General features: G+C 42.2%; 23 protein-coding genes. All 23 read left to right on the forward strand.

Annotated features, from left to right (window positions below; genetic code table 11):
* The first annotated feature begins 78 nt into the window (after positions 1-78).
* The gene (locus ACFPIK_RS00815) at positions 79-1,002 is read left to right on the forward strand and encodes a glycosyltransferase family 2 protein (RefSeq protein WP_377911220.1); all 924 of its coding nucleotides are present in this window, start codon (positions 79-81) and stop codon (positions 1,000-1,002) included.
* A gap of 296 nt (positions 1,003-1,298) precedes the next feature.
* Positions 1,299-1,955 (forward strand): GNAT family N-acetyltransferase, encoded by a 657-nt coding sequence (locus ACFPIK_RS00820; RefSeq protein ID WP_377911222.1) that lies wholly within the window; start codon positions 1,299-1,301, stop codon positions 1,953-1,955.
* Positions 1,956-2,202: 247 nt separating this feature from the next.
* On the forward strand, positions 2,203-3,363 hold the full coding sequence (gene rffA, locus ACFPIK_RS00825; RefSeq protein ID WP_377911224.1) for a dTDP-4-amino-4,6-dideoxygalactose transaminase: 1,161 nt from the start codon (positions 2,203-2,205) through the stop codon (positions 3,361-3,363).
* 57 nt (positions 3,364-3,420) lie between these two features.
* Positions 3,421-4,035 carry an acetyltransferase gene (locus ACFPIK_RS00830; RefSeq protein ID WP_377911226.1) on the forward strand — a complete coding sequence of 205 codons (615 nt, stop codon included), beginning with the start codon at positions 3,421-3,423 and terminating at the stop codon, positions 4,033-4,035.
* A 522-nt stretch (positions 4,036-4,557) separates the two neighbouring features.
* Complete coding sequence (locus tag ACFPIK_RS00835; RefSeq protein ID WP_377911228.1) at positions 4,558-5,292, forward strand: glycosyltransferase family 2 protein; 735 nt, start codon at positions 4,558-4,560, stop codon at positions 5,290-5,292.
* Between the two features lie 492 nt (positions 5,293-5,784).
* Entirely contained in the window at positions 5,785-6,483 is a 699-nt protein-coding gene (locus ACFPIK_RS00840) for an O-methyltransferase (protein ID WP_377911230.1), read from the forward strand.
* Complete coding sequence (locus tag ACFPIK_RS00845; RefSeq protein WP_377911232.1) at positions 6,483-7,325, forward strand: glycosyltransferase family 2 protein; 843 nt, start codon at positions 6,483-6,485, stop codon at positions 7,323-7,325. The genes ACFPIK_RS00840 and ACFPIK_RS00845 overlap by 1 nt, the downstream gene beginning before the upstream one ends.
* The gene (locus ACFPIK_RS00850) at positions 7,322-8,404 is read left to right on the forward strand and encodes a glycosyltransferase WbsX family protein (protein ID WP_377911234.1); all 1,083 of its coding nucleotides are present in this window, start codon (positions 7,322-7,324) and stop codon (positions 8,402-8,404) included. The genes ACFPIK_RS00845 and ACFPIK_RS00850 overlap by 4 nt, the downstream gene beginning before the upstream one ends.
* Positions 8,397-9,668, forward strand: a complete 1,272-nt coding sequence (locus ACFPIK_RS00855) for an ABC transporter ATP-binding protein (protein WP_377911236.1) — start codon at positions 8,397-8,399, stop codon at positions 9,666-9,668. The genes ACFPIK_RS00850 and ACFPIK_RS00855 overlap by 8 nt, the downstream gene beginning before the upstream one ends.
* A 36-nt stretch (positions 9,669-9,704) precedes the next feature.
* Positions 9,705-10,421 carry a class I SAM-dependent methyltransferase gene (locus ACFPIK_RS00860; protein WP_377911238.1) on the forward strand — a complete coding sequence of 239 codons (717 nt, stop codon included), beginning with the start codon at positions 9,705-9,707 and terminating at the stop codon, positions 10,419-10,421.
* A gap of 65 nt (positions 10,422-10,486) precedes the next feature.
* Positions 10,487-11,425, forward strand: coding sequence for a hypothetical protein (locus ACFPIK_RS00865; RefSeq protein WP_377911240.1), 939 nt, complete (start codon positions 10,487-10,489; stop codon positions 11,423-11,425).
* Between the two features lie 45 nt (positions 11,426-11,470).
* Complete coding sequence (locus tag ACFPIK_RS00870; RefSeq protein WP_377911242.1) at positions 11,471-12,748, forward strand: glycosyltransferase; 1,278 nt, start codon at positions 11,471-11,473, stop codon at positions 12,746-12,748.
* A 6-nt stretch (positions 12,749-12,754) separates the two neighbouring features.
* The gene (locus ACFPIK_RS00875) at positions 12,755-13,513 is read left to right on the forward strand and encodes a glycosyltransferase family 2 protein (protein WP_377911244.1); all 759 of its coding nucleotides are present in this window, start codon (positions 12,755-12,757) and stop codon (positions 13,511-13,513) included.
* Positions 13,510-14,499: a hypothetical protein gene (locus ACFPIK_RS00880; protein ID WP_377911246.1), complete on the forward strand. Its 990-nt coding sequence runs from the start codon at positions 13,510-13,512 to the stop codon at positions 14,497-14,499. Before ACFPIK_RS00875 ends, ACFPIK_RS00880 begins: the two co-directional genes overlap by 4 nt.
* A complete protein-coding gene (locus ACFPIK_RS00885; RefSeq protein ID WP_377911248.1) occupies positions 14,500-15,483 on the forward strand; it encodes a glycosyltransferase in 984 nt (327 codons plus the stop codon). It abuts the gene before it with no gap.
* Entirely contained in the window at positions 15,473-16,321 is an 849-nt protein-coding gene (locus tag ACFPIK_RS00890; protein WP_377911250.1) for a glycosyltransferase family 2 protein, read from the forward strand. The genes ACFPIK_RS00885 and ACFPIK_RS00890 overlap by 11 nt, the downstream gene beginning before the upstream one ends.
* Positions 16,318-17,208 carry a glycosyltransferase gene (locus tag ACFPIK_RS00895; RefSeq protein WP_377911252.1) on the forward strand — a complete coding sequence of 297 codons (891 nt, stop codon included), beginning with the start codon at positions 16,318-16,320 and terminating at the stop codon, positions 17,206-17,208. Before ACFPIK_RS00890 ends, ACFPIK_RS00895 begins: the two co-directional genes overlap by 4 nt.
* On the forward strand, positions 17,205-18,086 hold the full coding sequence (locus ACFPIK_RS00900; RefSeq protein ID WP_377911254.1) for a glycosyltransferase: 882 nt from the start codon (positions 17,205-17,207) through the stop codon (positions 18,084-18,086). The genes ACFPIK_RS00895 and ACFPIK_RS00900 overlap by 4 nt, the downstream gene beginning before the upstream one ends.
* On the forward strand, positions 18,083-19,660 hold the full coding sequence (locus tag ACFPIK_RS00905; protein WP_377911256.1) for a glycosyltransferase: 1,578 nt from the start codon (positions 18,083-18,085) through the stop codon (positions 19,658-19,660). Before ACFPIK_RS00900 ends, ACFPIK_RS00905 begins: the two co-directional genes overlap by 4 nt.
* 568 nt (positions 19,661-20,228) lie before the next feature.
* Positions 20,229-21,833: a glucosamine inositolphosphorylceramide transferase family protein gene (locus tag ACFPIK_RS00910; protein WP_377911258.1), complete on the forward strand. Its 1,605-nt coding sequence runs from the start codon at positions 20,229-20,231 to the stop codon at positions 21,831-21,833.
* Positions 21,830-22,900 carry a glycosyltransferase gene (locus tag ACFPIK_RS00915; RefSeq protein WP_377911260.1) on the forward strand — a complete coding sequence of 357 codons (1,071 nt, stop codon included), beginning with the start codon at positions 21,830-21,832 and terminating at the stop codon, positions 22,898-22,900. The genes ACFPIK_RS00910 and ACFPIK_RS00915 overlap by 4 nt, the downstream gene beginning before the upstream one ends.
* Entirely contained in the window at positions 22,891-23,976 is a 1,086-nt protein-coding gene (locus tag ACFPIK_RS00920) for a glycosyltransferase (RefSeq protein ID WP_377911262.1), read from the forward strand. The genes ACFPIK_RS00915 and ACFPIK_RS00920 overlap by 10 nt, the downstream gene beginning before the upstream one ends.
* A 345-nt stretch (positions 23,977-24,321) precedes the next feature.
* Complete coding sequence (locus ACFPIK_RS00925) at positions 24,322-25,542, forward strand: hypothetical protein (RefSeq protein ID WP_377911263.1); 1,221 nt, start codon at positions 24,322-24,324, stop codon at positions 25,540-25,542.
* Positions 25,543-25,955 lie beyond the last annotated feature (413 nt).

A 25,955-nucleotide genomic window follows, 5' to 3' on the forward strand; every position in this document is an offset into this window, starting at 1 on the left:
CAACCCTACAACTGGATAACCTCGACAACCAGACAACTAAACAAACGGACAACCCAATAACCCAACCTTCTCTTCCAAATGCCTCTTCTCTCAATCGTATCTCCAGTATATAAGGCTGAGAAGCAGCTCCCCGAACTTGTCCAAAGGATAAAGGCTGCCGTGAGTCCGATCTCCATGGATTTTGAAATTATCCTAGTGGAAGATGCCAGTCCAGACAATTCATGGTCGGAAATCGAGCGTCTCTCAGAGTTGCATCCTGAGATAATCGGACTCAAGCTATCACGCAATTTCGGACAACATTACGCCATTACTGCGGGGCTCGATCAGGCAAAAGGAGAATGGGTGGTAGTGATGGATTGTGATCTACAGGATCGACCGGAAGAGATTCCCCCTTTGTTGCAAAAAGCTCAGGAGGGATTTGATGTGGTTTTAGCACGACGGGCTAATAGACAAGATGGGTTTCTTAAGAAACTTTCTTCCAAACTCTTCTACCGAACCCTCGCCTGGCTGACAGGTTCTCAGCAGGATGAGACGATCGCCAATTTTGGAATTTACCATCAAAGAGTCATTCGACAAATAACTGAAATGAGGGAAAGCATTCGCTACTTTCCCACTATGGTGCGATGGGTTGGATTCCGGCAGACTGCCATCGATGTGATACACGCAGCCAATGAGGATAGAGGGAGCAGTTATAATTTCAAACGCTTGTTCAATCTGGCCTTAGACATCATGCTCGCTTACAGCGATAAACCCATCCGTCTTACTGTCAAGCTCGGCTTATTGGTAGCAATGACTGGATTCCTATTCGCCATATTCACCTTGGTCCGATACGTACAAGGACAGATCATTGTCGCTGGTTATGCCAGTTTGATCATTTCCCTGTGGATGCTTACCGGGTTTTTGTTAGTTACCTTGGGGATGGTAGGCCTATATGTGGGAAAGACCTTCGAGGGAGTAAAAAAACGTCCCATTTACATCGTGGAAAAAAGTGTTGGAGCATAGTTCGGTCAATCCGTTGTCCGCTAAAGCTGCCTGCCTCCCGAAGGGATGGTTGTCTGGTTACCTAAACAAGTTGACTTCCTACTATAAGGTTGATAACCTCTAAAACATTGATGCTTCGACTACGCTAAGCACAGGCAACCTGACAACATTGACAACTAGACAACCCGGACAACCCGGACAACACGATACTTCGACAAGCTCAGTACAGGCAACTGGATGCTTCGACTACGCTCAGCACAGGCAACCCCGATATTTCGACAAGCTCAATACAGGCAACCAAACAACCTATCCAACCCTTGATCACCCCTCTCTCTTTTGATTCCTCCCTCTTCGGATACTCCGTGGGAAAGTGCTTGGCTGATGAAGACTGGTCTGAATTGGAGTTTTTGGAAGCAGCCAAATCATACAGATTGGTATACCTCTTTTCTGAAGTACCGCTTGATTTTAAATCCACTCAAATCCAGTCCGTCGATCTCCGTTTGACTTTTTTCAAAAATCTAAAAGGGCAAAATCCCAATACCACAGAAATCTATCCGTACTCCGGGGAACTGTCGGAAAATCTGCTAACTCTTGCGCTGGAAAGTGGAGGATTTTCCCGCTTTCATACCGATCCCAGGTTTATCAATCGGGAGTTTGAAAAGCTGTACCGGCTTTGGATAGAAAAGGCGCTGGCTCAACAAGAAGTCTTGATTGCTGAAGAACTAGCGGGTTTTGTCACCTGTGAAGTGTTAGAAAATGAGGCTCAAATCGGTCTGATTGCAGTCCGAAAAGACCATAGAGGCAAGGGATGGGGAAAGAGATTGATCCAGGCTGCCGAAAATTTCGCCATTCAAAAAGGTGCTCAATCCATGACCATCGGAACTCAAACAGCCAATCTCCCAGCCTCTGCGCTTTACCACAGCATGGGTTACCAAGTTGTCCAAAGGCAATTTATCTATCACTATTGGGGATGATTGTCCGAATGGTGAGCAGCTAGTCGAACGATCTGCCTACGGCTGCCTGCCTCCTGAAGGGATGGTTGTCCGGTTACTTGTAAAAGCTGACTTCTAAATTAGAGGTTGACAACTGGACAACCCGATGCTTCGACTACGCTCAGCACAGGCAACCTCAATGCTTCGACTCCGCTCAACACAAGCAACGCGAAGCTGACAACTCTACAACCCCGAACTCCGAACCTCCAACCTAGAACCCCCACCACCCTTGCTCATTCCTTTCAACAAACCTTATCTCACCGGGCGCGAACTCGACTACATCCGGGAAGCGGTAGACATGGGCAAAATTTCCGGTAACGGTGAATTTACCCGGCGATGCCAGGAGTTTTTTGAGCAACGCTATGGATTTCAAAAGTGCCTGCTCACCACTTCCTGTACAGATGCACTCGAGATGGCGGCCATTCTTTTGGATCTCCAGCCGGGCGATGAGGTCATTCTACCCAGTTTTACCTTTGTTTCCTCTGCCAATGCCTTTGTGCTACGAGGAGCCAAGATCGTCTTTGTAGACAGTCAGGCCGATCATCCCAATCTGGATGTCACCCACTTGGAACGTTTGATCACGTCCAAAACCAAGGCCATCGTAGTGGTCCATTACGGAGGTTTGGCTTGTGATATGGATGAAATCATGGCCATCGCTAATCGACATGGAATCTTTGTCGTCGAAGATGCCGCCCAAGCCATAGCTAGTACTTACCAAGGCAAAGCCTTGGGTGGAATCGGACATTTGGGATGCTTCAGCTTTCATGAAACCAAAAATATCCAGTGCGGAGAAGGAGGGATGCTGGCCATCAATCATCCGGATTTTGTCAAACGCGCTGAGATCATTTGGGAAAAAGGCACCAACCGAGCGGCCTTTTTCCGAGGAGAAATCGATAAATACGGATGGGTCGATGTCGGAAGCAGCTTCTTGCCTTCGGAAGTGACAGCGGCATTTCTTTGGGCACAACTCGAAAATCTCAATTCCATCCAACATCGACGAATCCAGATTTGGAATGACTACCATAGCTTTTTGACCCACCAGGAATTACCCCAACTTCTTGATCTAAACTACCTGACTCTTTTGCAAAAGGCAGGAGAGGGGCTCTCATTTTCAGTGATGTCAAAGGATAAAATGGCCAACGCTCATCTCTTTTATGTGCTGTTTGAAAGTCTTGAAGCCCGTACAGCATTTGCCCAGATGCTCAAAGATCACCGGATTTTATCAGTGTTTCATTACCAAAGCCTTCACCGATCCCAAGTTGCTCAAGGCCTCTTTCCGGATCAATACCAACGCCAATTACCCAATTCGGATAAATTCTCAGATTGCCTCCTTCGATTACCGTTGTTCTTTGAACTTGGAGAAATGAGTAAGTTGATTGCTGCACCCTGAACTTCGAACCCCGAATCTCAAACCTCGAACTGCGAATTTCCTAACCCACATTCTCCCATGATCATCGCCGGTGCCGGAGGGCATGCCCTCGAAGTTCTAGATGTCCTCAGGCCATGTAATCTGTCCTCGATTGCTGTTTATGGGGAGAAAATCACCCCGCTTTGGCCTGCTGCTATACCTACATTCTCCGATTTAATCCAGGTGAAGGAATGGCTATCTCAGCACAAAGAGTTTGTCCTGGGCGTGGGATTGCCTGTTTTCCGAAAAAAGCTCTACCAAGAATTTACCCAACTGGGAGGTTCACATCAAGCACTCAGAGGTCCTCAAGCGGTGATCAGCCCTTCGGCCCGTACAGAAAAAGCAGATATCCTCAGCGCTGCATTTGTCGGAGCGGAAGTCCAGCTGGGTTTGGGAGTTTTGGTCAATGTAGGTGCGCAAATTCACCATGAGGTCAGCATCGGAGATTTTTCCGTCATCAACCCCGGAGCCGTCCTGTTGGGTGCTTGTCAACTGGGAGAAGGATGCTTTATCGGAGCTCAGGCTACCGTCCTTCCCGGGGTGAAAATTGGAAAAAATGCCATCATCGGTGCAGGGGCGGTCATTATCCGGGACGTGCCCGAGGATGTCACCGTGGTAGGGGTGCCCGGACAGATCAAACCCAAAATGTCCTAAGCAGAGCAGGGAGATGGTCTTTCGTTATTTTCCCATTTCACCGAAGGAGTGTTGCAATTATAAATCGACTGAGTAAATTTATTACTCAGTCTGCTAGGTCCAAATTGGGATCGAAGTGGCGAAGCTGTAGGCGATGACCAATGATCAATGACCAATGATCAACTTAACATCCTCAGCAGAGTAACGACTTGCTTTGACAACTTCGATGCTTCGACATATTTCGACATATTTCGACAAGCTCAATACGAGTGCTCAATACGAGTGCTCAATACGAGTGCTCAGCACAGGCAACCGGACAACCCTTCAGATCGCTTCGGCGCAGCCCACATCCGTAATGCCCAATAGCTCATGCTGCTCCTCTCGATGACGTCCACTTACTGAACACTGCCCACTGCGACTGATCACTGAATACTGACCACTCCAAAGATCGCTTCGGCGCAGCGCACATCCGTAACTTCCAGAGGCCAATGCTGCTCCTCGCGATGACGTACACCGATAGCCCGACAACCCCGAATCCAAAAGTTGCACCTCTCGGTTATCCTTCCCAATTATAACTCAGGCCCACTGCTGGAAAAAACACTCGCCAGCATCTTTGACTCCCCCCGCAGGTATAGCCTGGAAGTCCTGATCATGGACAACCTTTCTTCTGATAACCCCTTAGCTACCCTCCATCGATTCCCTTCCCATCCCATTCACTTTCACTCGGAGGCTGATCGGGGGATCTATGATGCGATGAACAAAGGAATCCAAAAGGCCAAAGGGAAATGGCTGATCTTTCTCGGCGCAGGCGACGAATTGCTTTTGGAAAGTGTAAATCAGCTGCCACTCGACTCGGATACCCCCTGCATGATGTATGGAGACGTGTACTTGGTTCAATCTCAGAAAATCTATGACGGCCCCTTCGATTTCCTGAAGATGACGGAGAAAAATATTTGTCATCAGGCCATTTTCTATCATGCCCGTGTCTTCCGCCAACTCGGTCTGTTTAACCTTCGCTACCCGATCACGGCGGATTATGTGTTCAATTTGACCCTCTTCGGCGCCATGGGACACCGGATTCAATATGTACCCTTGACCATTTCCAGGTTTTTGGGTGGAGGACTGTCAGATAATGGCCAAGACCATGCCTTTCACAAACATAAGTTTAGGATCATCAATCAGGCCGTACTCCAAAGCCCCAACCTCTCCGGATTCTGGGAGTTGATGCGCTATAATTTTATCCATTCCCGCAACTACCTGAAAGCTAGGATAGGGTGAGGAATTCCCAACAACCAATGATCAATTATCAAACTCAAGGGCTTACTGATCATTACTTGCTCAACCCTAATTACAGGACACTTACTACCAAAATCTTTGCTTTTTAACTCCTTCGAATTTCTGATTTTCTTACCATTGGTCTTCTTGGCCTATTGGTTTGTTTTTCAGAAGAATATTAAGCATTTAAAATGCTTTGTTATAAAGTAGCTAAGGGGGATATAGCAAGCAGGCTCTATTGATGAGGGCTTACTACTTTAAATTCACCAGCATATTTACTAACCAAAACCAAATCTTGGATTGATTCAACCAAGGTTCTCAGGAACGAAATATTCCCTTTTTCGACCACTCCAACAATCCCAAAAACTAAGATAACTTTCACTTCTATTACGTTGCCCACCTTAACAAAAAGGACTTGTGCTGACTTATGGTAGAGTTATCGGTAAAATAAATTCAGATATGTTTTTATTTATAAATTTCTTTAAATGATTTTAAATGAGAAAAAGAAGTTTGGTTTCAATATTGCATCAATTTTTTAAAGAACTAAAAATTGCTAAAAGAAAAGGAAAATCGGTTTTAATACCATTCACTTATCTTTCTACTTACATTATTCAAAATAGAGTGAAGAGAGATAGATTTGAATTATCGTCTCCATGGATGACCGTTCCTGCAGTAAAGTTTCTTGAAAAGAAGGTAAAGAAAGAATTTAGAGTATTTGAATACGGTTCAGGTGCATCAACTTTTTACTTTTTAAATAAGAATTGTGAATTACATACTGTAGAACATAACAGGGAATGGTTCAATAAAATGAGCAATAAATTAGAAGATAGAGTTCCTTTTTATAATAATTTAAGACTTTTGGAACCTGTTAGAAGGACTAATTCCAATGGAATTTTTTCAAGTAAAGATCCTGCTTATCTCGAATGTGATTATTATTTGTATTGTAATGGAATTTGTAAATTTAAAGATGGATTCTTTGATTTGGTGGTTATTGATGGAAGGGCAAGAGTAGAGTGTTTGAAATTGGCTTTGACAAAAATAAGACCAGGAGGTTATCTTTTATTTGATAATGCTGATAGAGAAGAATATGGTGATGAATTAATAAAATTGAAAGATTTTCTCGTGCTTTCAGATTTTACAGTAACTAATTTTGATTTGTCTTTTAGTCAAACAAATATCTATAGACTTCCTTAGTGAAAGTTTCGGCAGTAGTTCCTGTTTATAATTCAGTTAATACGCTCGAAAGAGCCATTAATTCTCTTTTACTCCAACCAGAGATTAACGAAATTTTTATTGTAGATGATGGTTCAACAGATGGTTCTTATGAATTAGCAACAAAGTTAGAGTTGGAGTACAGTTTGGTAAAACTTTTAACTCATACAAATCGCCAAAATCTTGGAGCTTCTGCATCTAGAAATCTTGGTTTAAAGTATTGTTCGAATAATTGGATTCAGTTTTTGGATGCAGATGATGAACTGTTATTAGAGAAAATCTCAAAACAACTTTCTCTACTAGGAGATAACGTTTCTTTGGTTGTTTCTAATTCGATTTGGATTAATAATAAAAGAACTCTTAATGTTTTTCATTCATCTGACCTTTGGGGTGATCTGATTTTGGCTAGACTTGGTAACACATGTTCAAATTTATGGTCTAAAAAAGCTATATTAAATAGTGGAGGATGGAATGAGTCACTAATAAATACACAAGAGTATGATCTTATGTTTCGTATTTCAAAACAAAATCCGAATATTGTATTCGATTCTAATTTTAATACTATTGTTTATGAGGTGCCAAATTCAATTTCTAGATCTAATCATTTAATTAATATTAAATTTGAAAATCAAGTTAAGCTTAGGAAAGAAATTTTTGAATATCTGAAAGATTCTAATTTATTAAGTTTCAAATATCTATTATATATAAATGGCTACTTAGGTACATTAAGAAGAAATTATAAAAAAAAAGAGTTTAACGATTTTAATTTTTTTTATTACTTAATTTTCAAAGTTAACAAGTCAATTACTGATAGGTTTAAATGATTTTTGCATATTATTTGCCTCAATTTCACTATATCTCAGAAAATGATGCATGGTGGGGAGAAGGTTTTACCGAATGGACAAATGTAAAGAAAGCCAAGTCTTTGTTTAGAGGGCATAGGCAGCCTTTGATTCCTGGAGAATTGGGGTATTATTATTTAGATACTACAGTGACAATGAGAAGGCAAGCAAAGCTTGCTAAAGAACATGGGATTGATGGTTTTGTCTTTTACCATTACTGGTTTGGAAATGGAAAGACTCTTCTGGAAAAGCCGATTCTTAATTTTTTGAATGATTCAACTATTGATATCCAATTTTGCATCTGTTGGGCCAATGAATCTTGGAGGGGTACTTGGCATGGTACCTCTAAAAATCAAATGCTTCAGGAACAAATGTATTTGGGAGAAGAAGACTATAAAAAACACTTTGAGTTTCTACTTCCCTTTTTTTTGGATTCTCGTTGCATAAAAATTAGCGAAATGCCTGTATATCAAATCTATGTACCGGAATCTATTCCAGATCTAGAGGCGTATATCCAGACTTTTAATCAGCTTGCGGTGAGTTCAGGATTAAAAGGAATTTATTGGATGGGGGTTAAACATTCTGATGAATTTATTCCAAGTAACTACGGAATTCAGGGAGTAGTTAATAATAATCTTAAAAGGATAAATCAGTACCATCAGAAAACCTTAGATGGCTTTTTCCAGAGGTATATATTAAGTAATCCCTTGATACGAAAGTTGATGAAATGGCCCAAGCGCATACCTTACCAAATTGTTAGGCATTGTTTGGAAGATTTTCGAACTGAATATCCATTTGATTTTTATCCATTGGCTATTCCAAATTGGGATAATAGCCCTCGGGTAGGTACGGAAGGAACAATTTATACAGGATGTTCCCCTAAAGAGTTTGAAAAGCACTTGGAAGCGTGTATTCAGCAGAGTAAAAGAAATAATAGCCCAGAAAAGCAATTCGTTTTTATTAAGTCGTGGAATGAATGGGCGGAGGGAAATATTTTAGAACCTGAGGCGGAATTTGGATTCGGTTACTTAGAAGTGATAAAGGAATTGACAAGTGAGTAATTCGGTAATAAAAGTCCAAAACATCTCAAAGCGTTATCGTTTGGGCCTTAAAGAAAAACAATCTGATACCTTGCTAGGTCAGATAGCACAGGCTATTCAGTCTCCTTGGAAAAATCTCAAGCAACTACGAGCACTTAATCGGTTTGGAGTAGAAGATGAATCTGTTTTTTGGGCGTTAAAGGATATTTCCTTTGAAGTCAAAGAAGGGGAAGTCCTGGGGATTATCGGGAAAAACGGGGCTGGTAAATCTACCTTGCTAAAAATCCTATCCCAAATCACAGAACCTACCTCAGGGAAAATAGAAATCCATGGCCGGGTAGCTTCTCTTTTGGAAGTGGGCACAGGCTTTCATCCCGAACTCAGCGGCAGAGAAAATATCTACATGAACGGGACCATTCTTGGAATGACCCGAAAAGAGATTAATTCCAAGCTTGATGAAATCATCGATTTCTCCGGAGTGGAGAAGTTTATCGATACCCCTGTCAAGTTTTATTCTTCTGGGATGAAAGTCCGCTTAGGTTTTTCTGTAGCTGCTCATTTGGATCCAGAAATTTTGATTATTGATGAAGTTTTGGCCGTAGGTGATGCCGAGTTCCAGAGGAAGTGCTTGGGTAAAATGGATGAGGTTAGTAAGGGTCAAGGAAGAACAGTTTTATTTGTAAGTCATAATATGGATGCAGTAAAACAAATTGCTCCAAAGAGTCTATTTCTAAAAAATGGTAAAATAGAAATGCTTGAAGATACAGATTTGGTTATTTCTACTTATTTACAAGAATCAAAACTTATTTCAGATGATTACTTGTTTACGTTTCATTCTGATAAACCAAGTTTTGAAAATATTGAGGTTTCTACTTCAATCGGAAATGGAATCCAAATTTTTGGCATGCCAATAAAGATCAAATTAATTCTAAATTTACCAGTAGTTTTAAATTCATTGGAAATTTCTTTTCAAATTTTCGATCAATTTGAGGAATCAGCTGTAGTTTATAACTGGTTTAGTAGTGCTGATTTTCTTAATCCTCTTTTAAATAAAACTGGAAAATTTTTGATTGAGATAACTATTCCAAGTTTAAGATTGTATAAAGGAGAATATTTCTTCAAGTTTCATTTATCGGATCCAAGAGGCAAAATTGTTTTTGAAAGTATTTCTTTTTATTCACCCTTTGAAGTATTAATGGGCGATTTGATAAATGAATGGGGATTTCGAAGTAATGTGGGATTGTATATTGAAAACTGTGAAATATCATTATCTGATTTTAATTAAATTATATTTAGATCGGATTTTTTTTAAAAAAGAATAATGGAAAATATAAAAGAATATATTAAAGATTGGTTTATCGATGTTGATATCAATAAAGTTCCACCTTCACTATATATAATAAGGAAAACCTTGTTGAAAGCAGTCAATCAGTCAAAACCCAAATTGAAAGGAAAAGTCCTAGATCTAGGTTGTGGGATAATGCCTTACAAGGAGTATTTATATACACCTGAAATTGATGAATACATTGGGATAGATTTGCAAGAGCCTACTGCTTACCAAAATTTCATTAAGCCAGACCTTTATTGGGATGGTAAACATATCCCTCTCGAGGATTCTTCATGTGATTTTGTCATAGCTACTGAATTTTTGGAACATTATTTTGATACCTTTCATATATTGAGCGAAATAAATAGAGTTTTAAAAAATGGAGGTGTATTATTCTTTACTGTTCCTACAGTTTGGCCACTTCATGCGATTCCATATGATTACCATAGATTTACTCCCCACGCATTGTATGAGTATTTTCAAAAATCGGGATTTTCTAAATGGGATGTCAGAGCATTAGGAGGAATTCATATTTCAGTTGCTTTAATTTTATCCTTTTGGTTTGAAAAGATACCGGAAAATAGGAGGATTTGGTTTTTAGGTAAATTTTTAAAAATTGCTATTAAGTTTTTAATGAAAAGAGATAGAGAGATATTTGATTTTAAAAATGGAGATTTTTATTCAGGTCTATATGGTTTTGTGCAAAAATGATTAGGCTTTTATGTTAAAATTTATTGTTGGTGTTTTCAGTTGTATTGGAATTGTTTATTATGTAAATGACTAAGGGATTTTGTACTGTTATTTCTTCTGATTTTTTGCCATTTGCAAGAGCTCTTTTTCAGTCAATTAAAAGATTTGGGGAGGATAATGAATTTACAGTTCTAGTTGTAAATGATTATCAACAAATTGGGGATGAAAAATTCAAGGTTCTATTTCCCCATCAACTTTCTGAAAAGGAATTGGCAAATAAAATTCTTTTAAAGTATCATAATGAATTGGATGGTCTGAGGTGGTCTTTAAAATCACTTCTTATGGTTCATTTGCTAGAAAAGGAAGGGTTTGACCAGGTCTTTTTTGTTGATCCGGATTTATATTTCTTTTCCGACTTTTCCTTTTTGACAAAAGAACTTGAAGACAGGTCCTTTTTGCTAAGTCCTCATTGGAAGCAGATGGATCCTTTGACTGATGAAAAGGAATTTCTAGCCAATTTCACTGATGGTATTTTTAATGCTGGATTTTTGGGTGCGACAATCAAAGGAGTTGATACGCTTCGTTGGTGGGCAAATATGTGTCTTTATTCTGCAAAAAGAATTGTGGATGAACCCTTGTATGCTGACCAATCTTACTTAGAGTTATTTCCAATACGCAATCCGGATGCTAGAATTTTAACTCATCGTGGTTGTAACGTGGCAATTTGGAATAAAGAAGAATGTAAGAGGGTTGTTTCTGATAGCGGTGAAGTTTTGATAAATGGAATTTATCCTATTGTTTTTGTTCATTTTAGCCATACTTATGATTTGTACAAACAAGACAAGTCATTGCTTCCTTACCTGGTGGAATATTCTAATGCCTTAATTGAAAATGGTCATCCTACGGGGATAATCAAACCCGCCAGAAATTATTTCTACAGACAAGCTTTAAAAAGACTTACTTTTCTGCAACGATTGAAGAGAAAATATTTGGGTGTGAAGTATTTCGATGAATCAGAATTTTAAAGTTAGGATACTTTTCATTCCATACATTCCGGTTATTTTTCAGGCATGAAGGTTTTACATGTTTCCTCTTCTGATTCCGGAGGTGGTGCTGGCAGAGCAGCTTACAGGATACACCAAGCTGTGAAAGAAGCCGGTGGTTCCAGTTTCATGCGAGTAATTAAAAAGGAATCTATCGATCAGGATGTAAGTGATTGGTTTCCAAAATCTTTTGTAAAACAATTAGAGTCTCATTTTTATCGTCGTTGGCTATTTAAACTTAAGGATAAGTGGAGTAGTGCGATTAATGAGCTTCATACCTTTGGTAGCTATGGCGTTGGGTTGGTAGATGAATTAAACAACAGTGATGCAGATATTATTCATCTTCATTGGGTGAGTGATATGCTTAGTATAGCAGACATAGGGAAAATTAAAAAGCCTATTGTATGGACTATGCACGATATGTGGCCCTTTTGTGGTAGCGAACATTATGCATTGGATGAACCAGAGGCAAGGTTTAAAGTTGGGTATTCCCTTTCTAATAGACCAAAGGGAGAAAAGGGAAGAGACCTTAGTCGTGTTACTTGGGAGGCAAAAAGAAAGGCTTGGGCTGGGCAAAGCTTTCATATTGTTTCCACAAGTAAATGGATGGATCAATGTGTTCACTCCAGTTATCTTTTTGGCAATTCTTCAAGGGAAGTGATCCCGCTTCCGATAGACTCCCAGTTCCGATGGAAACCCCAATCGAAAGAGATAGCCAGGACAGCCTTGAATCTTCCACCTAATAAAAAGCTTGTTTTGATGGGGGCTGATGGAAGTGTGCTGCATCCCCGCAAAGGTGGAGATTTACTATTGGAGGCCATTGGAAACCTGAATAATACTAATCTGTACGATATTGAATTGGTGATTTTCGGGAAGACTTTTCCAATGGATTTTGAATTATACTCTTTTCCGATTCACTACTTGGGTCCTATAAAGGATGACAGGTTATTGGCTCTTGCGTATTCCGCGGCAGACGTTTTAGTGACTCCTTCCAGACAAGAAGCTTTTGGATTAACAGCCCAAGAGGCTTTGGCTTGCGGAACACCGGTAGTTGCGTTTGATATTGGAGGGTTATCGGATCTGTTGGTTCATCAAGAAAATGGCTGGCTTGCCACTCCCTTTGATCCCTCAGATTTGGCTAAGGGAATTGATTGGATATTAGAGGATTCTACCCGTTATATAGAGTTGTCCAAGCGAGCTAGGATGAGGATTGAAGAAAATTACTCCCCGGAAATAATTGGGAAGAAACACTTTCAGTTGTATGAAGGTATTTTAGGAAATCGAAGTATTACAGACCATTTGTAAGATTCATTGAAGTCCCCTTTTTTTTCCATAGTAATTCCAACTTTCAACTCTGAGAAAACTCTAAAGCAGACTTTAGAAAGCATCATTGCCCAGAAATTTGAAGACTATGAAATCCTGATTCTTGATGGTGGATCTACGGATGGCACTCTTTTAGTTCCAAACCAATTCAACCAATCAAGGATTTTTGTTTTCGATGGCCCTGACTTAGGTACTTATGATGCAATGAACAAAGGAATCAGATTGGCTAAAGGTGAATGGATATATTTTTTGGGCAGTGATGATATCCTTTATGATGAGTTTGTCTTAGAAATAGTTTTCAAGGAAATCCAGGCTACAGCCTTACCAGTCGTTTATGGAAATGTTAAAATACTTGGTGATACAGGATGGGCAAGAGATGGGGAAATTTACGCTGGGTATTTTTCTAAAAATCGAATGTTGAAAAAATCTATATGTCACCAAGCTATATTTTACAAGAGAGAATTCCTCGCTAAAAATGATTTGTTTTTTGATCTTAGATATCCTGTTTCAGCCGATTGGCACTTAAATTTAAGATGTAGAAGACTTACGAAGTTTACATATGTTGATCAGATTATTGCTGTTTTCGCTTCGGGGGGTATAAGTTCAACTAAAAGTGACTCATTTCCAGAGGAAATAAAGGTAGAATTTACGGATTTGCTTCCTTCAACAGCTGAATTGTATCTAATTAAAATTTCAAATAGGATAAAAGTTTCGTTAAGATCATTTATTAAAAAATTAGCTTTTTGAGTTCTATTTATTTCACCCTCTGCTCCAATAATTACCTCCCTTTTGCCTTTACTTTAGGAAAATCGCTCAAGGAATTAGAATCAGATGTAAAGTTGGTGATTGGCTTGGCCGATCGAGTAAATGTCAACATCGATTATTCGGTTTGGAATGAATTTGACTTTTTGCCATGTTTTGACTTGGGCTATCCGGATTTTGAGTCCATGCTTGCCCGATACAACATCATTGAGTTTAACACAGCGATAAAGCCCTTTTACTTCGAATACCTGTTTGCTAAATATCCTGAAGTAGATCAGATCTACTACCTCGATCCGGATTTGTGCTTTTACCAATCGCCCAAGCTCATGGATCAAGAATGGAGTGAGGCCGAAATCCTGCTGACTCCCAATCTCATTTACACCACTCCGAAGCCTAGTACGGGGGAATTGGCTTCCCTTCGGCATGGGATGTATAATTTGGGCTTTATCGGGCTAAAAAGAGGAACCGAGTCCTTTCGGCTTATTCAATGGTGGAAAGAACGGTTAAAAGAACACTGCCGCATCGACAAGTGCTACGGGATCTTTGTGGACCAAAAATGGATGGATTTGGCACCCTTGTTTTTTGACAAAATCAAATCGGTTAAGCACCCCGGATGGAATATGGCTTGGTGGAACTTCAGCGAGCGTAAACTCCTCCAAACTTCGGAGGGATATTCGGTCAATCAAGCGGATACACCTTTGGTGTTTTTTCATTTCAGCGGGTTCAAGCCTGAGAAGTCCCATCTCACTGAGCGCCTGCTTACGGATGAGTTTAAAGAGGCGGAAAATGCAGCCTTGGCCACCCTGTACCAATCGTACAGAAATCAACTTTTAGAAAATGGCTATGAGGTTCTTTCCCAAATCAAACCCAGCTTAAGTTTTAAAGAAGCCCTTAATTCGCCTTGGAATCGGTTGGGGAGAAAGCTGAAGTCCAAGATGACCAATGCGATTTATCGAATATTCGCAGTCTAAATGATCAGCATTGTTGTCTGTACCCACAATGGAAGAACACGAATTGGACCTTGCTTGACATCGTTGATTGCTCAAGAACATCCTCCTGAATATGAAATCCTGGTGGTGGACAATGCTTCCTCGGACGGGACGGGGGAAATGGTTCGTACACAGTTAAGTTCTTCTTTTCCTTCTGGAGTTTGGAGAGTTATTCACGAAGAAAAACCCGGTTTGCTTTATGCCCGTTTAGCAGGGCTTCGAGCAGCCCGATACGACTGGGTTCTGTTTTGTGACGATGACAATGTCCTCTTTTCGGATTTTCTTTTTCAGTCACAGCAAGTGCTTTCCCAAAATCCTGGAATTGGAGTTTTGGGAAGTTTGGGGATTCCCGAGTTTTTAGGACCAAAGCCGGATTGGTTTGATCGCTACTCCTCCAGCTATGCTGTAGGGCCTCAGCAGATCGTTAATTCAGTAGGAAAGCGATTGGTCCATGTGTATGGGGCCTGCTCGATTTATCGGAAAAACCCGTTGTTGGAACTGTTTCAAAAGGGATTTAAACCAGTCCTCGGTGGGAGAAAAGGTAAGGAAATGAGCGCCGGAGATGATGTGGAATGGTGTTGGCTGATGCAATTGATGGGCTATCAAGTGGCCTATTCTCCCAACCTGCAATTTACCCATCAGCTTCCTGCCTCCCGCTTGACTTGGGACTACTATATTCGAATGAAAAAAGGAATTTCCGGCAGTGCCGGTTTATTGAGTGCTTATACCTTTTACTTTTCAGCTTCTTTTAGACCAATAGTGGGGTTTGCCTTCCATTATTTTACCAATACTGTCAAGTCAGTTTTGCTATACGGTAAGTATGGGGTACGATGGATGGGTAAGCCTTCCAAACCCGAGAACCAACTATCCTTTGCCATTTTGGAATCCCAAATGTGGGCCTACCTCAGACAGGGAAAATCGGCCCTTATCCATTTCCGCCAGCTAAAAAATCATTTTGGAACCTAGATTCTCCCTCATTATTCCAAGCTATAATCGGGCAGCCACCTTGGTTAGGGCGATGGAGTCAGTCCTTCATCAGACCTTTCCTGCCTTTGAAATCATTGTAGTGGATGATGGTTCTACTGATCAAACCCGACAGGTAGTGGAAAGATATCCTTCCGTCAGGTATTGCTATCAGGAAAATCAAGGCGTATCTGCTGCAAGAAATAAGGGAGCCGAACTTGCTACCGGAGATTGGTTGATTTTTTTGGATTCGGATGATGAGCTTGTGCCTTCTGCCTTGCATGATTTTTCTAATTCTATCATGAAGAAACCAACCGCTACAATACTTTTGGGTGGGTATTATCTTAGAAAAAATGGTATTGAGAGAACCTATGTTCCTGAACCTGGAAAATATATTGGATATCTCTCGGGAAGTTTTGCGATCAGGAGGAAAGTATTTGAACAAATAGGGGGGTATGATGCTGAGTTGAAATTTGCAGAAAATACGGAGTTGTTTTTCAGGTTGGATCGAAAGGAATGGGAACGAGTCGAAATACCAAACCCTGTTCTAAAGTATCACCAAGCTTCCAGTGGAGGGAACAACAATTTGGGAGCTATGTCCGATTCCATTCTGTATATTTTGAAAAAGCATCCTGATCTCGATTTCCAAGTTCAAAGGTTATATCATCAGATCCTCGGCGTGAATTACCTCCGATTTAGGCAATTCTCCGAAGCTCGAAAGCACTTATTCCGCGCCTATCTGCTTAAACCTTTCAAATTGGATACTTTGGTGAGATTGGGAATAGCCTTAATTCCCTCTCTGGTAAAGCGTCTTTATTCTCCAAATCCTATACATAAATGAGATTTGGTGGATTTATTATCACCTATCAGCGGGTTCAAGTACTTCTAAATACACTGGAAGGCATTTTTGCACAGACGGTTCCTCCTCAGCACTTATGGATTATCGATAATTCCGAGGACTGGGAGACCGAACAGGTCCTAAAGGAAAAGAACGATTCCCGTCTGACCTATGTGCGGATGGGGAAAAATACCGGTCCGGCAGGGGCTGCAGTCAAGGGATTAGAGCTCTGTGGCAAAGCCGGATTGGACTGGATTTATTGGGGAGATGACAATGATCCCCCTTTTAGAGAGGACTGCTTTGAGCGGCTATTGGCAATTAGGAATGCCAACCCATTTTGTGGGGTTTTGGGAGCTGTGGGTCAATATTTTGACGGTAGAAAAGGGAAGATATTAAGAGTTCAGTCTCGACTTTTAGAAAAAAAGCCGTGGATCGAAGTGGACTATGTGGCAGGAGGGATGTGTATGTTGGTCAGCGGTGACGTGGCTAGGGTAGGTATTGCCCCCGATCCCAAGCTGTTTTTCGGGTTTGAAGAATTGGATTTTTGTCTTGAGGTCAAGCGAAAAGGGTATTCGATTGTGGTGGACACTGTACTTTTTTTGGAAGCAAGAAGCAAACACGGTCGTTTAGGTTTTGAGCGGCCACTTTATCAAAAGAAAACTAATCTAGTAAGAGAATACTATAGTCTGAGAAATCTTCTTTATATCTCTGATTCAGTCTCTCTTCCCTTTATGCGAAGAAATCTGTATCAAAAATGGTCTCTCAAGGCTATTTATGGATTTCGATATGGTCCGGGTTATGGCTGTAAAAATATGAAAATGATTTCCCTAGCCTTTTGGCATTATTGGAGGGGTAGGATGGGAAAGACCTTGGATTTAAATAGCGAATGAAGGTTTCAAAGCAAATTGCCTGTATCATAGTGACTTTTAACAGGGTTTCCATTTTGCAGGAAAATTTAAAATTTATTCAAGGCCAAGAAATAAATCCTGATATTATTCTCGTGGTTAACAACGGCAGCACAGACGGTACTATTGCCTTCTTGCAAACTCAGGAATCTTGGATATATGCAGTCAATTTGCCTGTGAATGTAGGTTATGGGGCGGGATTGGCAGCAGGAATAGATTATGCGAGAGAAAATTGGGAAATAGAATATTTCTGGCTAATGGATGATGATAGCTTCCCTAATTCTAAGGTTTTGTCCAGTTTGAAATCAGAAGTTGAGGGTAAAAGGTTAGATGGAATTCTTGGAGTTACAGGTTTCCGACTGGAAAGAGGAATACCAAGACCTATAAGACAAGCAGATCAAGGGATTTCGAATGCAGATTTTGTTTTGGTAGATAATGCTCTGCTAAGTGCTTCTGCTGTGACGCAAGTCGGGAATTTCCGAACCGATTTGTTTATGATGTGTGAGGATTATGAGTATTGTTTTCGACTTAGAAAGTATGGGTTACTTGTGGGTGTGTTGAATGATCCTTTGATGGAGGTGAATCGTAAGCATTTAGGTTCCCAATCCAATTCTAAGAACCTGATTTGGAGAGGATATTACCATTCCAGAAATCTGATGCTGATTTTGAAAGATCATTTTACCTTAAAAGGATTGATCAATTATTTCTATCGTCAGGGAAAATATCTAATTCATTCAATGTTCTTTGGTGTAAATCGATGGTCCAGGACAAAATACCGCTTAATCGGGATCTGGGATGGGATTTGGGGAATTAGCGGGAAAACATTGGACCCTCTTTCATTAAAAAGAGTTTCAAGAAATTGAAAGTCCTTTTCACCCAAGATGCTCTAGTCAATGCCGGAGCAGAGCGAAGCCATTTGGAGATCCTGTCGAGGTTTTCGCCGGATACGGAGGCTGCCTTGGTGTATTTTTACCCCAAGCAGGAGTTGAAAAGTGAGTATGAAAAAGCCGGTGTACGGCTTATTTTTTTGGATATTCCGGAGACCTATCATTTTCCTTTGGCCATCTCTCGCTTGGTTCGCTTGATCCGTACCGAGAAACCCGACCTGTTGATCTCCTGTCTCTGGCGTGCAGATATCATCACCCGTATCGCTTCCTGGATCACCGGAGTTCCACTTTTGGGCACTTTGGTGAATGACTCCTACAGTCCCATGGCCTGGAAAGACAAGAAAGGGCTCAAATACAAAGTAGTGTACTGGCTGGATCGCCTGACAGCGGGTATCCCTGTTCACTGGATCGCCAATGCGCAGGCTTTGGCAGATTCCCATGTGAAGACACTCGGTTTGAAAAAGGAAACGATATCGGTCGTGTACCGCGGCCGGCGCGTCATTGCGAGGGAGGTACGACCGAAGCAATCTTCCTCCGATAAGACTGCTTCGTCTGGTGATGATTTATCGGAAAAGGAAGGCTCTATAGAGAGCAGCCTCGCAGTGACGGCAGTGACGGGGGACGTCATTGCGAGGACGAGGTACAGCCTGCCCCGTACGAATGTCGGGGAGGACGAAGCAATCTTTTCGATAGAAAATTCTTTTAATCAGGAGACTGCTTCGGCTGCTGAAGATTTATCAGAAAAAGCAGGTTCTATAGAAAGCAGCCTCGCAGTGACGGGGGTGACGGGGGACGTCATTGCGAGGGAGGTACGACCGAAGCAATCTTCCTCCGATAAGACTGCTTCGTCTGCTGATGATTTATCGGAAAAGGAAGGTTCTATCGAGAGCAGCCTCGCAGTGACGGGGGTGACGGCAGTGACGGGGGTGACGAAGCACTTCATCTCCTACGGCCGCCTCCTGGAGCGCAAAGGCTTTCAGGATGCCATCCATGCCTTTGCCCAAGTCCTGAAAATCTATCCCGACTGCACCCTGACCATCTTCGGCGAAGGACCTTTTCGAAAAGAATTGGAAGATCAAATTCAAATTCTCGGCCTTCAAGACTCCGTCTTCCTCCCCGGCAAAATCTCCAACCCAATGGATTTACTTGTTTCAAATGGGAAAGAACATCCGACATCCGACATCGGACATCCGACATCATTTCACTGTTTTCTGTTTCCAAGCTGGTACGAAGGCTTCTCCGGCGCACTCGTCGAAGCCATGATGGCGGGCGTTCCCATCATCGCCTCCGATATTCCGATGAATCTCGAAGCAGTCACCGATGGCAAAACCGCCCTGACGTTCAAAGTAGGTGATCCCCAAGACCTTTTTAGCAAAATGAAAGTTGCCCTGGAGCATCCCGAGCAGATGGCTGCGATGGGTAAGGAGGCTAGGAGAGAGGCGGAAGCCCGTTTTGATATTGAAAAGATCGCGAGGGAGTATGAGGGAGTGGTAAAAAGAATTTCCCCACCCCAACCCTTCCCGCAAGAGCTGCGGGACAGGCTCCCTTGAGGGGAGGGAGAATAGTCAAATGAAAGGAAGGAGTAAAAGCCTTTTAAGACAAGACATGACTGGCGCAAGTCAGCAACAGTTCTCCTGCCCCTTTAGGGTCATATCAAAATAGCAGGATATTTGGCCCAGTAGGCCTTCCTTGAAAATTGTTAATTGAATTTGAAAATTGACAATTGACAATTGACAATTGACAATTGACAATTGTATAGCTAGGTGTCTATGTTCTTTTCTATGTGATAAATAAAACACGGTCTTTCCCGTTCCATTGCGCTGGGATCGGGCTGATTTTTTCAAACAATGATTTCGGACCAGCGCTAAAAACTACGCGCTATTCTTTCTTCCCAGGGTGATGGTTCGATAAGCTCACCAATCAACCCTGGGCTATTGAGATGTTTGACCCTGCCTTTGCCGGCAGGCAGGCCCTTTGGGGTCTTGACCCGACTGTCACCACCTCATATAAGTCTTTCATCAATTTGGATTTGCTTTGAAAATTGATCATTGAGTTTGACCATTGAAAATTGAATACATTCCCAAGTCCCCCTCAAGAGGGATTTAGGGGGTAAAAAACATGCTCCGAATCGGGATTCTTCTAGACAGTTCCACCATCCAAGCTTGGCAAGCCGAAGCGATTAGGCAAATCCTGTCTTCTGGACTTGCGGAAATTTCGGTGTTGGTTTTCAACCAATCGCCAAAATCCTCTGGGAATCCAAGTCCGATGGGGTATCGAATTTACCGGGCATTGGATCGAACCTTATTTAATACAAAATGGGATGCATTCAAGGCAGTTTCAATTGATGACATACTCCCAAGGGATATTGAAACAGTTACCCTAAAACCGATTCAAAAAAAGTACCGAGACAGTTTTTCAAATGCTGACTTAGACCGGATCGAAGAATTTAAGCTGGACGTGTTACTGAGGTTTGGATTTCGAATCCTGTCCGGAAAGATTTTAACCCTACCAAAATTGGGTGTGTGGTCTTTCCACCATGGAGATCCTGCTGTGTATCGAGGCGGCCCACCGGCGTTTTGGGAAGTGATGAGGCAAATACCCTCTACCGGCGTCGCTTTGCTTCAACTTACCGAAAAGCTCGACCAAGGTCCCATCCTCTATCAATCCTGGACCCAGACCGATCCGCTTTCGGTGCAGCGCAATGCCAACAAACTGTTTTGGCTTTCAGCCTGTTTTCCGGTCCGAGTTATTCGAGAAATTCATCAAGTGGGGCTCGAAAAGTGGAAAAACAATCGATTGGATCATCCTAATAAACCGACGGGGCCGCTCTGGCGACCTCCAAGTGCTTCCAGGCTTCTGCCCTTGATTTCTAAGTTGATCTTTAGGACTATTCTACGGAAGTGGAAGGAACGCTTATTCAAGCCCCATTGGGATCTGGGTTATGTTGAAAACCTCACCTTTACCAACCAAATCCTAGCTCCTCAAGACGTTCAGCTGGTGCCAAATCCGAGATCAGCAGAGTCTTACCTAGCAGACCCATTTCCGATTCAGCAGCAAGGAAAGGATTGGATTTTTGCAGAAGAATACTCCAAAAGAGAAGGCAAAGGACGGATTACAGTAGTGGATCAGCAAGGAGCCATCCGACCTGTGGTAGAAGAAAAATGGCATCTATCCTATCCTTTTATCTGGGAGGAAAATGGGCAATGGAGTTTGATTCCGGAAAGTGCAGCATCCGGTCAAATCTGGAAATATACCGCGGTGGATTTTCCATTTGTCTGGCAAAGGAAGGAAGTCATGCTACCGGTGGAAGGGTATGATCCCACCCTCTGGAAATCCACCGAAGGATATTGGCTTTTTGTCAATCAGAAAGCTCATCCAGCCTGTTCTCCCTTTGATGAACTCTATCTTTATTTTTCTCCTTCACTCGATTTTCCCACTTGGGTATCCCATGCCTTAAACCCCATTGTTTCGGATGTCAGAAGATCACGACCTGCGGGAAGACTGTTTTTGAAAAATGGAAAATTGTATCGACCGGCCCAAGATTCTGAAAAGCGGTATGGTCATCGCATTCGGCTGATGGAAATCAAAAAATTAAGCCTGTCTGACTACGAAGAGGTGGAGGTGTGTAAAATCGAACCTTCTGAATCCTCCTCGATCTTGGGGATTCACACCCTTAATCAAATGGGTGATCGTTGGGTGATGGATTTTTATTTTAGAAAATGAGAATTCTGTTTCTTATCCATCGATCTCAGGCAAGAGGCCAGGAAATTTTCGCCACACAATTAGCAAACAGGCTACTTGAATCGGGAAACGAAGTGGCACTGGTCTCGCTGTATGCCGGAGAGTTTGACTTAAAGTTTAAAGGAAGTCACTTCCGATTAAACCTAACTTCTGGAGTGGAAACGCTATTTCCTTGGCATTGGCAAAGATTGATAGAGGTCATTCAGGAGTTTAACCCGGAGCTGATTCAAGCTAATGGGGGAGATACGGTGAAGTTTTTATCCTTGACCCAATCGGTTTTTTCTTTTTCCGCCAAACTGGTGTTCAATAATGGGGGAGTGGTAAGCCATTACTTGGATTCAAATTGGAAGAAATGGGTGTATCAAAAGCTCCTAAGCGCATGGGATGGTGCTATTTCGGTGAGTCGCTATTCCCAAACAGATTTGGCTCAGCTGCTGCCATCCACTTGTAAGCAAACCCAAATCCCCATTGCTATTCCAGCTCAGGAGTTTCTTTTGGCTCCCCGATCAGAATCTCAGGTGTTTGTCCATATTGGAGGGTTTACCCAAGAAAAAAATCACGTTGAGCTCATCCGGATTTTTGGCGAATACCTAAAACGGGATCCTAAGGCCCAATTGTGGTTGATCGGAGATGGCCCGCTCAAAATGCAAATACAAACCGCAGCACAACAAGTGGCACCCCATGCCATTCGGTTTTTTGGAGCGGTGCCAAACCCTTGGGCTTTGGTACCCCAAAACTCCATTCTGGTACTTTCGAGTAAGATGGAAGGAACGCCTGCTGTACTGGCAGAAGCTTTCCTTGCAAAGATTCCGGTAGTCACTTATGCGGTGGGTGGAATCAAAGAAATGGCGGAAGGTTTTGCCACGATAAGACTTGTGGAGCCGGGCGACCACCCTTCATTTATAGAGGCGATGACCTATTGGGCCCATTTGCCCGCAGAAATTTCGGGACCAGCCTTAGCAAATTCAGCTTCGAAAGCCAAAGATCGATTTGACTTCGGGAGAGTTAGCAATCAATTTTTGGAATTTTACAAGGACGTATGCGGATAGTACAAGTGGTGACCAGACCTCAGCGTAGGGGGGCGGAGATTTTTGCAGCACAGCTTTCGGAGCAATTGATCAAGTTGGGTCATCAGGTAACCTTGATAGCGCTGTTTAAGTCAGAGCAGGGACTGGATTTCGATGGGGAGCAGATTAAGTTAGAGTTAGACTCCAGAGGAAAAATTGATTTTAAGGGCTTTAAACTGTTGGCGCAAAAACTCAGAGAATTAAATCCCCATGTGGTGCAAGCCAACGCCTCAGAGGCTCTAAGAATGTGCGTCGGTGCTGGCTATTTTTACAAAGGTCAGTACAAATTGATTTACCGTAATGCCAATCAAATCAGTCCTATGCTGAAAGGTAGACTGGCTAAAATATGGAATAAGTTTTTGCTCAGTCAGGTGGATGGGATCATATCGGTCAGTGACGCTAGCCGATGGGATGTAATTCAGACCTTCTCTTTGCGAAAACGGATGGTAACCATTCCCATCGGAGTGAATTCGGAGGAAATAAATCAAAAGTTAGCAAAGGCCGATAGTCCTATTTCATCCCCGTATCTGATTCAGATTGGAAGTTTGGTTCCTGAAAAAGATCCTTTGGGAATGCTAGAGATTTTCAAAGAGCTACAGATTCCAAATTTGAAGATGGTTTTTTTAGGCTCCGGACCCTTGGAGGATTCATTGACTGATCAAATTCAAATGCTGGGACTGAGTGATCAGGTACTCCTAATACCCAATCAGGCCAATATTTTTCCCTATTTGGCGAAAGCTTCAGCCCTCGTCATGACTTCTAAAGTGGAGGGACTGCCGGGAGTGATTTTGGAGGCGATGTATTGCAAGGTTCCGGTAATAGCCTACGGAGTAGGAGGGATACCAGAAATCCTAAAAAATGGGAAAACCGGGTGGTGTATGACTCCATCCGATTCCAATGCCTTTATCAATTCAATCCATGAGGTATTAACCATGGAGGCTTTTGCCAAACAAGAAATTTTAAATCAAGCGCATCACCTCGTCCTTTCCCACTACACCCTTCCCCAAGTCACCCGACAATTCGAAGATTTTTACAAAGATCTTTTAGGCCAGCATTAGTCCGAAAATTCAAGCAACCACTTTTTACCCGCTAAGGCACATCCCCCAAAATCAAAAAATCCCCTTTTCTCAATTAACCTTTCCCAGTCACAGCGTCCAACAATCCAACACTTAAAACCGAAAGATGATGATCCGCTTTTCTACCAGTAACCAAATAAGGTAAGGCTTAGAGTCCGATTAGAAGTGCTGTGGACTGTCGTCTGTGGTCAGTCGACGAATATCCGCGATTTGTGAAAAGATTGTGGATATTCTTAAACCGAAAACATCCCCTAGTAACATTTAACTCTTGACCCTTAAGAATCACGGCTCTTTTTTATATTTGGAAAATCCAAACCCTCCAATTCCGTGCTCGGCGCTGTATTCCTAGTCTTGTTTTTATTCTTTGCCTCTCAGCCCATTCTGAACAACCTTCAGCAGGAGCATAAGTGGCTGAAGGCGGGCCTATTGAATCAGATGTTTTGGTACCATATCTTTTTTGGATTGGTCTATTGGACTTATACCCAATTCAATCGTTCCGATTCTGTTATGTATTATCAGAGTCATCATCATTATCAAAATTGGTTTGATGCCTTCGTTCCTGGAACCCTTTTTATCGAATGGATCAATTATCCCTTTGCCAAGTGGTTGGGTTTTAATTATGACATGATGATGTTCCTTTCCACCTGGGTGGGATTTTGGGGCTTTGTGTATTTCTACTGTTTTATGAAAGAGAACCTGCGCTTCAACCCCAAATTTGAGGGTTGGGACGCAATTACCATTTTTATGTTCTTGCCCAATATGCACTTTTGGACGGCATCTCTGGGTAAAGGAGCTTACATCTTTACTGGATTAGCCTTTTTGACCTACGGGCTCTCTTGGCCACAAAAGCGGATTTTTCACATTGTCCTAGGAAGTTTTATCTGTTACATGATCCGGCCGCATATCCTGTTTGCGGTCTTGATTGGGATGGGCTTAGGCTTTGTGTTGGGTCGTGAGAAAGTGCCGCTCTATCAGAAATATGCCGTGGTGGTGTTTGCCATTGGGATGAGTGTTTTTGTCTATGAAGACCTGTTGGTGTTTCTAGGTTACGATCCGAATAATGTGGTTCAAAGCTTCGAGGAAGAAACTGCCCTTAATGCACAGCGTTTACAGTCCGCAGGATCTGGAGTTGACATGGCAAGCTACAGTCTCCCGATGAAGCTTTTTACCTTTTGGTTTAGACCCTTATTTGTAGATTCTCCCAATGCCATTGGATTGGTAGTGTCCATGGAAAATGCCTTATACATCTACATGTTTTCCAGGATTCTGAAGAAAAGCTTTATTGATTACATCCGGATTGCGCCGGCGATGGTGAAGATGGCTGCCGTGGTGTTTATCTCGATCTCCATCTCCATGACCTTTGTGATGTCGAATCTGGGAATTATCATTCGACAGAAGTCCCAGATTATGTACTTTATGCTCTTTGTGATTGTTGCCTTTATGGATTGGGAAAAGACCAATCGAATCAAAAAACGGGCAGAAATCTACAATCGAATTGTGGAGGAAGAGCGGAGAAACAGGGAGTTAGCTGAGGCCCCTCAGGTCTGATGTTTACCTTCCTTGAAAATTGTTCATTGAATTTGAACATTGGGAATTGAAAAACTTCCATACTTCTAAACCGCTATTCTTCCCAACTTCCTTCCCTTTCCATTACGCTGGTATCGTGCTGATTTTACCAAACGATGATCCTTCACCAGCGTATTATCAACGCTTTCTTCTTTTACCCCGGGTTGCACCCGGGGCTATTTACAGTTCGACCCTGCCTTTGCCGGCAGGCAGGCCCTTTGGGGTCATATTTACATCGCCTGCTCCGCTTGGCGCGAGTCTATTGACCAACTTGCATTATACAGGCAATAGATTGACCACAGGCAACCTCGATACTTCGAATACGCCCCTAATGGCCCCTAATGGCGAAAGTCTTCAGACCTGCCTGCGGCAGGCAGGCTTGTGCCTCACTGTAT

It is taken from the genome of Algoriphagus aquatilis, from assembly GCF_042657405.1.
In the GTDB taxonomy this organism is placed as follows: domain Bacteria; phylum Bacteroidota; class Bacteroidia; order Cytophagales; family Cyclobacteriaceae; genus Algoriphagus; species Algoriphagus aquatilis.